General features: G+C 49.0%; 5 protein-coding genes. 3 read left to right on the top strand and 2 right to left on the bottom strand.

Features of this window, described 5'->3' with window-relative positions:
* Window positions 1-13: 13 nt before the first annotated feature.
* Both QUB51_RS05170 and QUB51_RS05165 read right to left on the bottom strand, forming a co-directional pair.
* Entirely contained in the window at window positions 14-8,791 is an 8,778-nt protein-coding gene (locus QUB51_RS05170; RefSeq protein ID WP_333260274.1) for an amino acid adenylation domain-containing protein, read from the bottom strand.
* Between the two features lie 94 nt (window positions 8,792-8,885).
* Window positions 8,886-9,050, bottom strand: coding sequence for a hypothetical protein (locus tag QUB51_RS05165; protein WP_333053475.1), 165 nt, complete (start codon window positions 9,048-9,050; stop codon window positions 8,886-8,888).
* A gap of 551 nt (window positions 9,051-9,601) precedes the next feature.
* Here QUB51_RS05165 and QUB51_RS05160 point away from each other — a divergent pair.
* From QUB51_RS05160 to QUB51_RS05150, 3 genes are all read left to right on the top strand, one after another.
* A complete protein-coding gene (locus tag QUB51_RS05160; protein ID WP_333260278.1) occupies window positions 9,602-12,370 on the top strand; it encodes a TonB-dependent receptor domain-containing protein in 2,769 nt (922 codons plus the stop codon).
* A gap of 272 nt (window positions 12,371-12,642) precedes the next feature.
* Window positions 12,643-13,824: a PepSY-associated TM helix domain-containing protein gene (locus tag QUB51_RS05155; RefSeq protein ID WP_333260281.1), complete on the top strand. Its 1,182-nt coding sequence runs from the start codon at window positions 12,643-12,645 to the stop codon at window positions 13,822-13,824.
* A gap of 242 nt (window positions 13,825-14,066) precedes the next feature.
* Window positions 14,067-15,329, top strand: a complete 1,263-nt coding sequence (locus QUB51_RS05150; RefSeq protein WP_333053478.1) for an MFS transporter — start codon at window positions 14,067-14,069, stop codon at window positions 15,327-15,329.
* The last annotated feature ends 89 nt before the right edge of the window (window positions 15,330-15,418 follow it).

Genomic DNA, 15,418 nt, shown 5'->3' with positions numbered 1-15,418 from the left:
TTAATTTCTGGGATTAATAACTAGAAAAAGCGGAGATCGTCAATTCCCGATCGGGGAGAGAAATTTTCTCGGCTAGCATTCGCTCTACTTCTTCATCGGAAAGTTCCGCAAGACTCAGCAGCAATTGAGCGGTATTTTCAACTTTCTCTCGCTGCGCGGGATTTTCCACCAGGGCCGCGGCTTGCTCGGATGCCGTGGGCGACTCGAAGAAAGAGCGCATGGGGACATCTACCCCGAAGGTGTCGCGCACGGCTGAGATGATTTGCGTGGCTAGTAGGGAGTGCCCTCCTAAATCGATGAAAAAGTTGTCGTGAAGGCCGATTTTTTCCACTCCGAGTATTTCAGCCCAGATGCCTGCGAGAACTTTTTCAACCGGGGTGTTAGGCGCGACAAAGGTTTTCGGAAGGAAGGCGGCATCCGGTGCGGGCAGAGCTTTGCGATCGACTTTGCCATTGGCAGATAGCGGCAGCGATTCCAGCATGACAAATGCAGATGGCAGCATATATTCGGGCAGTTTTTCACTCAGGAATTGTCGCAATTCGCAAGTTTCTGGCGCTGCATTTTGTTGGGGAACCACATACGCCACTAACCGTTTCTGACTGCGATCTTCCCCGAATGCCGTTACTACACACGATCGCACTGCCCGGTGCTCGTTCAAAGCAGCTTCAATTTCTCCGGCTTCGATGCGGAATCCTCGAATTTTAAGGCGGAAATCTTCTCGCCCTAAAAATTCGATATTGCCGTCAGGGAGGAAGCGCCCTAAATCTCCCGTTCGGTACAAGCGATCGCCCGTGACGGGGTGCGTGAGGCAACTGGCGCGGGTTTTTTCTTCATTCCGCCAGTATCCTTTTGTCAGTCCAACTCCGGCACAGCACATCTCGCCAGCAACCCAGACAGGACAGTCTTCCAGCCTTTGATTCAAAATGTAATAGCGTGTATTGGCGATCGGCGATCCGTAAGGAATGCTCTTCCAAGAAGGGTCAACAGTTTCTACCGGATACCAGATGTTCCAAAGGGTAGTTTCGGTTGGCCCGCCAACGCTGACAACGCGACATTCACGGACGATCGCCCTTAACCTCTGAGGCAGTGTGACTGGAATCCAATCTCCGCCGAGAAACGCCCAGCGCAAGCACTCTGGCAACACTTCAGAACGTCCGCCAGCGTAATCGAGCAGCATTTCCATCATCGGGGGAACCGAGTTCCAAATGGTGACGCGCTCTTTTACCATCAATTGCGCCCAGTGAGCGGGGTCTAGCCGTTGGGCGGCATCGGGAATGACGATCGCTCCTCCGGCTGCTAGGATGCCGAAGATATCGTAAACCGACATATCGTGGTGCAGTGCGGTGACGGAGATCGCGCGATCGCACTCGGCCACATTAAACACTTGGTTGGTCTGAGCGATCGCATTGACTGCACCGCGATGGGCGATCGCCACGCCTTTCGGCAAGCCAGTTGAGCCGGAAGTATAAATCACATACGCTAAATCTTCCGCTTCCTGCACTGATTCCAAAGCTTCGCCGCTTTCTGTTGCTAATTCCTCAGTATCAAGACAAATTCGCCGCACATTTTCCGGCCATTCCAATCGCTGATTTAACTGAGATTGCGTCAAAACAATCTCAACTTCACCATTTTCCAGCAAATACCAAATCCGCTCTTTTGGTAGCGCCGCATCGATAGGCAAATAAGCGGCTCCAGAGGCTAGAATTCCCAGGACAGCGACTATTTGCTCCCATCCTTTCTCCATGACGACGGCAACCAATTGATTAGGGCGAACTCCGAGATTTCGCAAGCGATGACCGACTTGATTCGATCGCCGATAGAGTTCCTCGTAGGTGAGGGTACGATCGCGCGTAATGATGGCTGGTTCGTGCGATCGCGACGCGACTTTCTCAGCAAACAATTCGTGCAGCAATCCATCGGGAATCGGTGCCTCAATGGTGTTAGTAAAGGCTTGCTGAAACTGCACCGTTTTATGCCAAGTTTCCTCTTCATTGGCGAGGCTTTGCAATAGGCGGCAATAGGCATCAAACATATCGTCAATCATCCCTGGCGGGAAAAGTTCTTCCACCGCATCCCAGCTAAAAGACATCCCCTCAGCGGTTTCGGTAAATTGCGCGTCGATCCAAACTTGCGGAGTTTGACCAATAATGTGCACCAATTCTCCCAATTCTTGAATCAGAGAAAAGATAGAGGAATCTTCCCCAGGCGCGTTTTGCGGATCGATCGTAAACACAACTGGCATCAGCGCTGCAGTTGTACCTTGCGCTTGGGCGAGTTCTCGCAAAACGCGCACGCCGCTCACATATTGGTGCTCTAAATCTTGCCAAAGCTGTTCTTGCAATCGCTTGGCTCGTACTTCAAAACTTTCTTGCTTTGAGTTATCTATTTCTAGCAGAGTAAATGAGGCAAATTCTCCGATAATTTCCTCAATTTGAGGATGCAGAGGAAGGCGATTAAAGCGCGGCACGTTGAGGGTAAACCGAGGCGTTTTGCTCCACAGAGACAGAACCTCCGCATAGGCGGCGAGCAATAAACCCGTAGGAGTGAGGCGGGCGCGAGCTGTGCGCGTTTTGAGGCGCTGCCAGGTTTGCAAGTCTAAGCGATCGCTCCAGCGTTTAAATCGCGGCTGCGTTAAGGAATTCGGGTGTTTGGCGAGGGGCAATTCCGGTGCTGGTGGCAGGGTTTTGAGGCGAGTGCGCCAGTAATCTAAGGATTGCTGGTAAAATGGGGAGTTTTCTAAAGCGATCGCCGCTAACACGCAGTCGCGAAAAGACAGTTGCAATGGCGCGATCGCACTATGGGGATTGCGGTAAAACTTTACCAAATCGCCAAACAAAATTTGAAAACTCCAGCCGTCTATGCACAAGGCGTCAATGCTGATGTGGAGCCGGATGCGGCGATTGTTTATTTGCGAAGCGCAAATCTCGAACAGCGGCCAGCGATCGAGCGGTAGCACTTGGTGGGAAAGGCGATCGCGAATTGCTTCGAGTTTTTCGCCCGCAACCTCTGGATCGATCGATCGCAAATCCAAAACCTCAATTTTATAAGCGGGTACGTTTTCCAGAATTTGCTGCTGTCCATTCGGAAGTACGATCGCCCGCAGCATATCGTGACGCTGTACAACTCGCTGCCACGCGAGGCTAAACCGCTCTAAATCTAACGAGTCGCTTTCAATTTCTACATAGCCGTGAATGGCCACATTGCCCATTTCAAAGAAGCTATTTCTCCCGATCCAGTAAGCCTGCTGCATTTCATTGAGCGGAAATGGTTTGTAGCGATTTTGAGGATCGGGGGCGATTGTCGGCAGTAATTTAATAGGTTGTCGATCTGGCTCGCTTTTAGTTTCCGCGATCGTCGCTGCTAGACTAGCGACTGTGGGGGATTGAAACAAGCAGCGCAACGATAGCTCGACTTGAAAGCGATCGCGCACCTTGGCAATCAGTTGAGTTGCCAGCAAAGAGTGACCTCCCAACTCAAAGAAATTGTCATTAATTCCCACCTGTTTTAAACCCAGAACCTCAGCCCAAATCTCCGCTAATACTTGTTCTTCTAAAGTCTCAGGAGCGATAAAATCTGCATCTAAACTGTTGGTTTCCGGTGCGGGAAAAGCTTTGAAATCTACCTTGCCGTTTGGCGTTAATGGCATGGCTTCTAAAAACACAAAACTGGCAGGAACCATATAATCTGGCAGTTGTTCCCGGAGAAAAGAGCGCAGATTTTTAATCAGTGCGGAGTTGCCAATGCTGAGTGCTGAGTTTAAAACGAGGTAAGCAACTAAACGCTTTCCGCCTGAATCTTCGTCACGTGCGAGAATGACTGCTTCTTGCACGTCTGGATGTTGGCTGAGTGTGGATTCGATTTCTCCTAACTCTATGCGGAAACCGCGAATTTTTACTTGGCGATCTGTGCGATCGAGAAATTCTAAATTGCCGTCGGGGAGATAGCGGACTAAATCGCCTGTTTTGTAAAGGCGAACGCCTTGTTTGCTGCTAAAAGGATCGGGAATAAATTTTTCTCGATTCAACTCTGAACGGTTGAGATAGCCTCTGGAAACGCCCGCACCTCCGATATATAGTTCGCCGGGGACTGCGATCGGAACTGGTTGCAAGTTAGCATCGAGTACATAGGTGCGGGCATTTGGAATTGGGCGTCCGATCGGCAAGGTTTTTGGGGAGTTTTTAACCGCAGAGGGCGCAGAGGGCGCAGAGGGGAGAGAACAAGAGGAGGAAAAGTCGCACCAAGTGGCGACAATTGTTGTTTCTGTGGGGCCGTAAGTATTGACAAGTCGTACTTTTTCTGAAACGCACTTTTGCCACTGATTCAGCGACGCCGAAAGCGCTGCTTCTCCGCCAATGATTGTCAAGCGCACTGATGGGGGAAATTCTGCTTTTTCGGTGCTGAGTCTGGCGGTTAATTCGCGCCAGTAAGCGGTTGGTAAATCTAAGACGGTGATTTGCCATTCCCGGCATTTTTTCAGGAAGGAAGAAATGCTGTCTAACATGGAATTTCCGCGCAGTACCAATGTTGCGCCTCGCGTTAAACAGGGATAGATTTCTTCGGCGCTGGCGTCGAAGCTGAGGGAAGCGAATTGGAGAATGCGATCGCCTGGTTCGATGCCATATTCGACACTTGCAGCTTGGGTATAATTCGCCAAAGATTGATGCTGCACCATCACTCCTTTTGGCTTGCCGGTAGACCCGGATGTATATATGATATAAGCTAGGTTTTCTGGCAAAACGGCGCTTTCAGGATTTGACTTGTTTTGTTGAGCGATCGTCTGCCATTCTGCATCCAAGCAAATCACAGAGATATTATTTTGGGCTGGCGTTTCTGCTTTTAATTCTGCTTGTGTTAGCAGTACCTGAACGCCAGCGTCTTCTAACATGAAAATAAGGCGTTCTTTAGCATAGATGGGATCGAGGGGCAAATAAGCGCCGCCTGCTTTTAATACGCCTAAAATCCCGACGATCGCATCGAGCGATCGCTCCATATAAACGCCGACTATCCCATCTGGTTTTACGCCGAAAGAGTGCAAATAATGGGCAAGTTGATTCGCGCGAATATTTAATTCTTGGTAAGTCAAACTTTGGCATTCAAATTGCACCGCAACCGCATCAGGTGTTTTCGCAGCCTGCGCTTCAAACAAACGGTGAACGCACTCATTTTGGGAGTAATTTATCCCAGTGTTATTCCACTCAAATAGAAGTTGCTGGCGTTCTGTTTCTGCAAGCAGGGGCAAATCTGATAGACGCGCGGAGGGATTCGCCACGATGCCTTCTAATAAGTTCTGAAAGTGTCCTGCCATTCGCGCAATTGTAGCCGATTCAAATAAGTCTAAGCTGTATTCAAACCAGCCTCTAATATCCGTTGCTGTGGCTTCTAATTCCAAGGTTAAATCGAAATTGGCTGTGCCGCTGTGAATCTGTTGGCAGTTCAGGCTTAAATCCGGCAATTCTAAGGCGAATTCCGAGGCATTTTGAAAGGCAAACATCACCTGAAATAACGGCGAGTGACTTAAATCTCGATTCGGCTGCAATTCTTCTACCAACTTCTCAAACGGTACATCTTGATGCGCGTAAGCGCCTAATGCAACCTCTCGCACTCGACTCAGCAACTCTCGAAAAGTGGGATTTCCATTTAAGTCAGATCGCAGGACTAAAGTATTGACAAAAAATCCAATTAATGATTCGGTTTCGCTGCTGTTGCGGCTGGCAATTGGTGAACCGACGAGGATATCTTCTTGGCCCGTGTAGCGGTAAAGCAGTGTTTTGAATGCCGCCAGCAATGTCATAAAGAAAGTAGTTTTTTCGCGGCGACTCAATTGCCTAATTGCCTCGGTTAAGTGCTCTGGCAATTCAAATAATTGCCGACCTCCCTTGTAACTTTGAACAGCGGGACGAGAAAAGTCTGTTGGTAAATTTAGCACCGCTGCGCTGCCACTTAACTGCTGCTTCCAGTAAGTAAGTTGAGTTTCTAATATTTCTCCCTGCATTTGTTGGCGCTGCCAAGTTGCAAAGTCTGCATACTGAATTGGCAGAGGTGGAATATCGGCTAAACTCTTATTAGTAAATTCTTCATAAAATGCCGCTAATTCCCGTAAAAATACGCCCAAAGACCATCCATCAAAAATGATATGGTGGGCAGATAAAAGCAGGGTATGTTCTGTTTCAGATAAACGTAGAAGTTTGGCACGGATCAGATTAGTTTGAGTTAAATTAAAGGGCAATTGTGCTTCTTCCGCCGACATTTTTTGCGCTTTTTTCTCGCGTTCCGCAGGGGAGCAATGGCTCAAATCTATCAGCGGTAATGGGAAACTTTTCGCATCAAAAATAACTTGTATCTGTTCTTTTTCAACACCAGCAAACGCAGTTCTTAAAATCTCGTGTCGCTCGATAATTTTCTCAATACTTTTCCTAAGTGCTTCTGCATTAAGTTGCCCTGTGATCTGAACTGCACCGCAGAGGTTATAAAACGGGTTTCCGGGTTCCAATTGGTCGAAGAACCACAAGCGCTCTTGGGCAAAAGACAGGGGAATATTTTGTAGGCGAGAAACTGGCCTTGGGACGACTGCTTTGGTATTTCCTGTCAGTTGCTCTAGAATTTGCACTGCTAGTCGAGCAATGCTCCTATCTTCAAACAAATCGGCAACCGATACAGTAACGCCAAAGTCGCTCTCTATCTGATTTTTTAACTCAAAAATTCTTAAAGAATCTAGTCCAAAGCTACTGAGTGGGCGATCGATTTCAGTCGGCTTTAGCCGACTTTGGCTATTAGCCGGGGAATGAATTCCCCGGCGGTTTACCTGCTGCCAAAGGTAAGCCTCAAGCAGCGGCTGCCGTTCTTCTAACTCGGCTGTCAGCAGAATTTCTCGCGTTAGTTGATTGTCGATTTCTACCGAATCAGCTAGCTCTAAAATGCTACTGGCAACAACTTCCAAATTGTCAGCTAGAAAGTCAGCATAGGCGGCGCGACGTTGAATTTTACCGCTGGTCGTTTTCGGAATGCTTCCGGGCTTAATCAGCACTACTCCATAAACTTGCACTTCATATTCTTGAGCAATGCGTTCGCGGATGGCGCTGATAATTTCCTCGGCATTATCCGGCGCTTTGCGAGATTGTAATTCTGGCACGATAACGAGCTGTTCTTCGCCTGCGACTTCCACCGAGAATGCCGCGATCGCCCCCGGCCGCAAACTGGGATGGCTGCGTTCTGCTGTTCTTTCTATATCTTGGGGGTAAAGATTGCGACCTCGGATGATAATTAAATCTTTGAGTCGCCCTGTAATAAACAGTTCTCGATCGCGTAAAAAGCCTAAATCTCCTGTTCGCAAAAATGGCCCTTCGCTGGTATCTGAAAGATATGCTTGAAAGGTTTTTTCTGTCTCTTCTGGGCGATTCCAATAGCCTCGCGCCACTGTTTCGCCAGCTACCCAAATTTCTCCGACTTGTTGCGGCTGACATTGTGTCAGAGTTTCGGGATTGACGATCGCAACTTTAGTGCCAAATTCAGGGAAACCGCAGCCGACTAAAGTTCTCGCGCCCCCCTCGCCTTCGACAACTTCTACAATGTGATTATTTTCCAGCGCCCCAGCGTCAACAGGTAAGAAAGTCGGTGTTGTCCCGCTGCGAACCGTGGCAATTTTTAGCGTAGTTTCTGCCATTCCGTAAGCAGGACAAAAGGCATCGGCCTGAAAACCGCAGGGCTCAAAAGCTTTGGTAAATCGCTCTAGGGTTTCTTTGTGGATGGGTTCTGCACCGTTATAGGCCACGCGCCAACTACTCAAGTCGAGCATTTTTTGCCCATCGCCCAAGATTTCGCGCTGCATAATAGCGGGATGATTTTGATTGTTTTGTGGGATGGGCGTCCCGCCCGTCCGGTGTATTTTCACAGCAGGCCCGACGCCTACCCCACAATAATCATCCTCAAATTGTGCTAGCAACATTTTGCTGATTTTGCTAGCACACAAGTCGTAAGCAAAATTTGGCCCGCCGCTGTGGGTAGCTTTGTAGCGCGAAATCGCTTCCAACCAGCACATCGGGTTCTGAATAAACGCCGCTGGCGGCATGAAGTAAGAGGGAATTCCCAGATACAAAGGTTTGAGCAATCCGTCAATTAACCCCATGTCGTGAAAGGGGGGAAGCCACGTTACGGCAACGCTTTCGGCATCGTGATCGAAGCCTCGGTGAATGTATTCGATGTTGTACAAAACGTTGGCGTGGCTCACCATTACGCCTTTGGGGGTGGAGGTTGAGCCGGAAGTGTACTGAAGATAAGCTACTTCGTCGGGATGGATGGGTGGCTGCTTCCACTTTTCGCCGTCATCCGAAAGCGCCTCTGCACTCAGCCAGCGCAGCCCTTTGAGTTCCGGCGCTTGTTCGCATAGCTGTTCTAAATTTTCCAGGTGTCGCGCGGGTGCGATCGCAACTGTTGCTCCTGCATCTAGGGCGATCGCACTAATTTTCGCTAAATTCCGTTTCAGCTTCGGTGGATAGAGGGGAACGGCGATAACTTTGGCGTACAAGCATCCAAAAAAGGCGGCGAGATAGTCCAATCCTGGCGGGAAAAGCAGTAAGGCTCGTTCGCCAGTGACTCCCAATGTCTGAAGTCGCGCGGCGTGCGATCGGGCGATCGCGTCTAACTCTCGATAAGTCAAACTCGCGGTTTCAGTTTTTCCGTCTAACAGAAATGTATATTTCTGCTCTGGTTGGTGTAGTGCTCTGTTTTGTAGGAGTTCTACTAAATTCGTACAACTTTCGGTGAGTTGGTTTCCCTCAATTCTTGCGTCACTCATCGATTCTTTTTACCTAATAAATCTTGTTTGCAGTACGCCAACCAGTTCCGCCAAATTCTTTCCACATAGACTTTCTGTGAACAGTTGTCGGGCGTTACGAGTCTCTCATCAGCGCGTTTGAGTCTTCAATCCGTGTATTAGCGCTTCTTTTCACGTTTTGTTGTCGATCGGGCTGTTCGGCAATGGCTCCGGGGCGATTTGGGTCCGAGCCAGCTTCGATATCAGCTTCAGGGGCTTTACGGCTATCGACTTTAAGCATAGTAGGCTAGATGATATTTATTGTCAAGAGTAGTTGAAAAACTTTATTGACTCCTATCCTTCCCTATATGACAATATTTTCTAACTCTTGCCATAGCATTTTAGGCGATCGTTTGTCTAGCCCTGACAAACAACCATAATAGGCAAGTGGCGTGTAACTCGACAGAGGGGTGAGACCCCCTATCTTAAACTGCAATAAATTTTCATTAGTTAACTCTTGACAGATGCAAGTGCTCTGTTATCTAATTAAGGCACTTTCTCATTAAGCACCCAGTGGCTACTTCCTTTAACCGAGGAAGGTGCCAACCGTGGGCGATCGTCCAGAGCGCCACCGGACTGAGGCTTTCGCCCTCACGCGCCTGCTGTGTTCCCAGACAAAGGCTGCTAGCGACGGGAGAATCGGATCGAACTGCGCCCGACAACTAGGTCGTATCTTCCGCAGGTCAGTTTTAGGAGCCAGAGAAGAGCAGCAACGCTCTCACTCACACATTTTGTTGTGCAAGCAACGCAAACCACATATCCGAAGTTCCATTAATTGTTGATTAAATAGTAATGAAGAGATCGCAGAAATTATTAAATAGCCTTGGGCTGGCAGGAGTCGTGTCGGCGTTAGTCGCTCAGTCGGCGTGCGCTTCCAACATCGCGCAGGTGACGGGCGTTCGCCTCAAGCCCACGTCAGAAGGCATTGAAATCATCCTAGATACTGAAGATGGAAGACCCCTGCAAGTCTTCAGCGCCAGCTTTGGCGAAACTTTACAAGCTGATGTCATCACCGCTCAACTGCGACTACCGGGGGGAAATGAGTTTCGTCAAGACAAGCCTGCAGCCGGAATTGCTTCTGTCACCGTTACTCCTTTAGATAACAACAGCATCCGAATCAAAGTCGTTGGCGAGAGGGGTCAACCAGTGGCACGGGTGATTCCTAATGCTGCGGGTCTGATTCTCAGCTTAAAACCCACCTCGGAGATGACGGCTCGCCCGGGGGCACCTGCTCCTACAACACAGCGGCCGGGGGCACCTGCAGCACCCTTCCCACAGACAGGGCAGCCGGTAGAGATACCTGCAGAACCTTTACCGCCGACAGCGCAGCCACCTGGAACACCCGGAGAACCCTTGCCACCTACAGCGCAGCCACCTGGGACACCCGGATCACCCTTGCCGCCGACAGCGCAGCCACCTGGAACACCCGGAGAACCCTTGCCGCCTACAGCGCAGCCACCTGGGACACCACCGGCGGGGAGAGACCCGATTGAAATCGTCGTCACTGCAACACGAACTGCCGAAAGAGTGACCAACGTGCCACGCTCTATAACGGTGGTAGACTCCGAAGAACTTCAGCAGCAGGTAGGGCAATCGAGAAATATCGGGGAAGCTCTGGCAAATCAGGTTCCCGGTTTCGCGCCTCCGACTCAACTTACTACAACTTATGGACAAACTTTGCGGGGTAGGGATGTTTCCGTTCTGATTGACGGCGTGCCACAAACGACCAATCTTCAATCGTTTGGCAGAGAATTTAGAAACATCGATCCCAGCGCGATCGAACGCATTGAAGTAGTGCGGGGGTCTACAGCAATCTACGGCGCTCAGGCTACAGGTGGCGTGGTTAATATTATTACTCGTCGGCCAACTGAGGAAAGGCTAAGTGCTGTTACTGAAGTGGGCGTCAGTAGCGGTTTAACAAACACGGATGATGCTCTAAGCTTTAACGCTCAGCAGACGGTTTCTGGCCGAAGTGGCAATGTCGATCTGACGGGCACTGTCTCGCTCTCTAGAAGTGGAGCTTTTTACGATGCCAAAGGCTCGCGCATTCCCTATTTTGAACTCGGCGGAGATAGCAGCACCCTCTTCAACGTGATGGGCAAAGTCGGGGTAGATTTGGACACCAACCAGCGGCTGCAACTAACTGTCAATCACTATCGGGAAACTCAAGATCCCAATGTGATTCCAGACTTTAGTGTTGACGACCAGGAAGGACGGCAAAAAGCCCGCGCCATCCGAACCGGAGATTTGGATATTGACGGGGAAACACCGGGAAATAGAAGTACACAGCTCAACCTCAGTTACACCAACCAAAACCTTTTTGGCAGCAGCCTTCAAAGTCAAATTTACTATCGAACGAATTCCAATGTAAGTGTTCCCTCTGATTTTCGCACGTCCGATTTCTTTGGCCCGTTTGTCGGCGTTGCTCGTTCGCGAGCCGAGAACGAACAAATAGGAGGAAGGCTTGCGGTCACCACTCCTTTATCCAGTGCCGAAAATCTTCGATTAACTTGGGGTTCAGACTATGTTACTGAAGATAGCAAACAGCGTTTCGACCTGTACGACCCAGAGAGAGTTGACGCAAGTGGTGGCAGGGTTTACCGGAAAATTTCCGAGCGTCCTTTCGTCCCTCCTTACACTTACAACAGCCTTGGCTTTTTCGGTCAATTGGAATGGAATATTGACGATATCGTGATTCTAAGTGGGGGGATACGTCACGAACGCGTCGGGTTAAACGTCAATGATTATACCACTTTTAACGATCGCCAGATCGAAGGAGGCGATCGCAAATTTAACGCCACCCTATTTAATACAGGGGCTGTCTATAAAATTAATGACACCTTCAACGTATTTGGCAACTTTTCTCAAGGTTTCTCAGTTCCAGATTTTGGCCGCATTCTCCGCCAACCCCCCGACGATTTTGTGGGAATTGAATCCTCGTTAGAAGTAACTCAACCGCAAAAAGTCAACAGCTACGAAATTGGCATTCGAGGAGGGTGGCGATCCGTGCAAATGTCGCTTGCCGCTTTTTACAATACCTCCGATCTAGGCATCAGTTTTCAACCAGTTGGCAACACAGGTCGCCTGGAACTAATCCGCGCCCCAGAACGCATTTACGGCTTAGAAGGGACTGTGGATTGGCAACCTGCACGAGCATGGTCGATCGGCGGGACTGCTACCTATCTTCATGGCGAATATGAGGAGGACAACCGTTACATCGCCCTCGATAGCAGCAGAATTCCACCCCTCAAGCTAACAGCTTATGTTCAAAACGAAACTTTGCCGGGATGGAACAATCGGTTACAGTTATTATATTCTGGAAATCGCGATCAAGCCTTCAAAGACGGCTCGGATGGCGGCCCGATTAGCAGCTATCTCACACTGGATTACGTCAGCGCGGTTAAAATTGGATCGGGGCTGCTACAAGTCAAAGTCGAGAATTTATTGAATAATCAATATTTTCCCGTGATCTCCCAATACTTAGCTGGATTTGGATCGGACAGCGCTAATTATGCAGGCAGAGGTTTGACTCTCAGTGTTAATTACCGCCTTAACTGGTAATTACAGCAGATTGCAGGTTTATGAAGTAGATTCAATATCCCCCGTAGGGACACTCCAAGAACCCATTGGTGTCAATTTAAGCTGTTAGTCTGCCAGTCCTCGCGGCCACCCGCTAGTCCGCCAGTCCGCCAGGGGTTGAAACCCCTGTCTAATAGCTAAAGTCCTCTCAAGAGGACTAATGAGTTAAAAAGTATTTTTCTCAGTCCTCATAGCGAGGACTTTAGCTTTGAGACAGGGAATGAATTCCCTGTCGGACTATCAGTTTTACCTTAATGAGAACAGTTAACGGCTTTGAGAAAAATTTCGAGATGAAGTTCCGCAAACTCGCATTCAAACTGCACTTGTATTTGGGGTTGGTGGTAGGAATATTTCTAGCAGTAATTGCTTTAACGGGCAGCTTGCTGGTTTTCGGGCCTGAAATCGAGCGGTTCTTCAATCCCCAACTCCTGCAAGTAATTCCTCAAGCCGAACGAATACCGCTGGAAAATGTCCTGCATATTGTCGAAAAAGCTTATCCGCAAAATCAAGCTCTTAGTATCTTGCTGCCGCGATCAGCCAAGGAAGTTTGCCAAGTTTCGATGCTGTCAAAGAGTGAGGAAGTAGTTAGCGTTTATGTCAATCCTTACAGTGGAGAAATTAAGGGTGCGCGCCTTGGGAAAGAAACTTTTACAGGTTTGGTTTTTACGTTACACGCAGAATTAGCGGGAGGAGAATTCGGTCATCTTGTTGTAGGTATTTGCGGTATAGTAATGCTAGGACTAACTTTTAGTGGCTTGGTATTGTGGACTGGTTGGCGCAATTTGGCTCGCGGATTTTCAATTAATTGGAAAGCTCACTGGCAGCGGACTGTATTTGATTTACATAACGTTTCGGGCATTGTATCGGTCGCTTTTCTCATACTCATCTCCGCTACAGGGACAGCGATAATTTTTTACGCGCCGGTTGAATCGACTCTGTATTGGCTAACGAATGAAAAGCCACAGCCAGCATTGACTTCTCATCCCCACTCTAGCAGTTCGAGGCAAAACCTTGACGAAATATTACACCAAGTTAATACCGTTTGGCCGGAAGCTAAAACTACTTTTATTTCTCTGCCTTTGAAGCCTGAAGCAACTTTTAAAGTACGGAAAAAATTTCCCAATGATCCGCACCCAAACGGGATTAGCACCATTTATCTCGACCAATACAGTGGCGAAATATTACAGGCTGATAGTGTAAATTCAGCTTCTGTAGCAAATCGAATTCTCAACTCGCTTTATCCGCTACATATTGGCAGCTATGGCGGAATTTACTTGCGACTTGTACACACGATCGCAGGATTAGCAGCGATCGTACTGTTTGTTACGGGCGTACTGATGTGGCGACAGCGGCATTTGGTGAAATTTTACCGCAAGGAGGCGAGACAGCAATATGAAGAATTATCTCCCCTTAGCCAGCAATGGCCTTGGTTTTAATGAGAGCAATGTGTGGTTTTATGCGGGTGTCAATCGATTTTCGATTTTCGATTTTAGATTGAAGCATTGACTTGCGCGAGATAAATACGTTCGGCAAGTTTCTCGGATACAGGTTTTTTATTTCTGGGTCCTGAGTCTGCGAAGGAATGAATCCGGAGGCTTGTATCCTGGATGCTTTCGGTCATTCTCCTGCCTAAAAACCCCGATTCTCTCAATTTTAAATCCTATCAATCGCTTCTTTAATGCAAAAATTTATTCAACTCTGGCTCGGACAAACTGCTTCGATGATTGGCAGCGCTATGTCCGCGTTTGCGCTGACTATTTGGATTTGGGACTCTACCAGTCAAGCGACAGCTTTGGCTTTGTTGATGTTTTTTACTCAATTGCCGCGCATCTTGCTCGCTCCGGTTGCTGGCATTCTCGTCGATCGCTGGAATCGAAAATTTTTGATGGGGATAGGTGATGCGGTTTCAGCTCTGTTAACGCTCACTATCCTATTACTTTATATCAGCCAAAACCTGCAAATATGGCATATATATGTAGCGGCTGCGATTAACGGAATTTTTGACCAAATTCAGCAGTTAGCTTACTCAGCAGCGATCGCCACAATGATGCCAGAAAAGCATTACAGCCGCGCTAGCAGTTTAAGTTTTTTGGCAAATTACGGCGCGAGTATTATTGCTCCGACACTGGCGGGGATTCTCTATTCTGCGATCGGGCCCGGCGGGATTTTTACGATCGACCTGGCAACTTTTACAATCGCGATCGCCACCCTAGTATCTGTCAAAATACCACAGCCCGCGATCGCTTCCAATCCCCAAGCGACTCGCTTTCACCTATGGCAAGAACTCAGCTTCGGATTCCGCTACATCGTCGATCGTCCCAGCCTGCTTGCCTTGCTGGTGTCCGTGTCGCTATTCTGGTTCGCTCACGACATCGGCGCGGCCCTCTACTCACCGATGATTCTGGCACGCACCGACAACAATGCCAGAATCCTCGGTACTATCCTTTCAGCCGCCGGCGCCGGCGGCGTTTTAGGAGCATCGATCGTCAGTATATGGGGCGGCCCCAAACGCCGAATCCGGGGCTTTCTGCTCGGCATGGCAGGCGCGGGCTTGAGTAAAATAGTCTTTGCTTTCGGCCAGGCCCTTTCTATCTGGATTCCCGCTCAATTTTGTTCGTCTTTCAATTTCCCCATCCTCGGCAGTTCCAACGAGGCGATTTGGTTGGCGAAAGTCGCACCAGAAGTACAGGGGCGCGTTTTTGCTACCAGAGCAGTTATCGTGCAATTGGCGTCTGCGATCGGTTTATTGATCGCAGGGCCACTTGCCGATCGCGTCTTTGAACCCGCCATGCAACCGTCCGGTTTTTTAGCAGCTATTTTTGGCCCAATTCTGGGGACAGGTGCGGGTGCTGGCATGGCTTTGTTATACGCTATCTCCTCGCTGGGCTTATTGCTTGTTGCCGTCGGTGGGTATGCTTGCCGGCTGTTGCGCGATGGATAATATCGTTTCCGGTGTGCGATTCGTTTAGCCTAAATGGATAGGTTCTCCTATCCAGGGACGGTTAGCCTGACTCCGCTGCGAGTTAGTGA

This window comes from Microcoleus sp. AT8-A3, assembly GCF_036705675.1.
Taxonomy (GTDB): Bacteria; Cyanobacteriota; Cyanobacteriia; order Cyanobacteriales; family Microcoleaceae; genus Microcoleus.
This window is presented reverse-complemented; position numbering and strand designations above follow the sequence as displayed.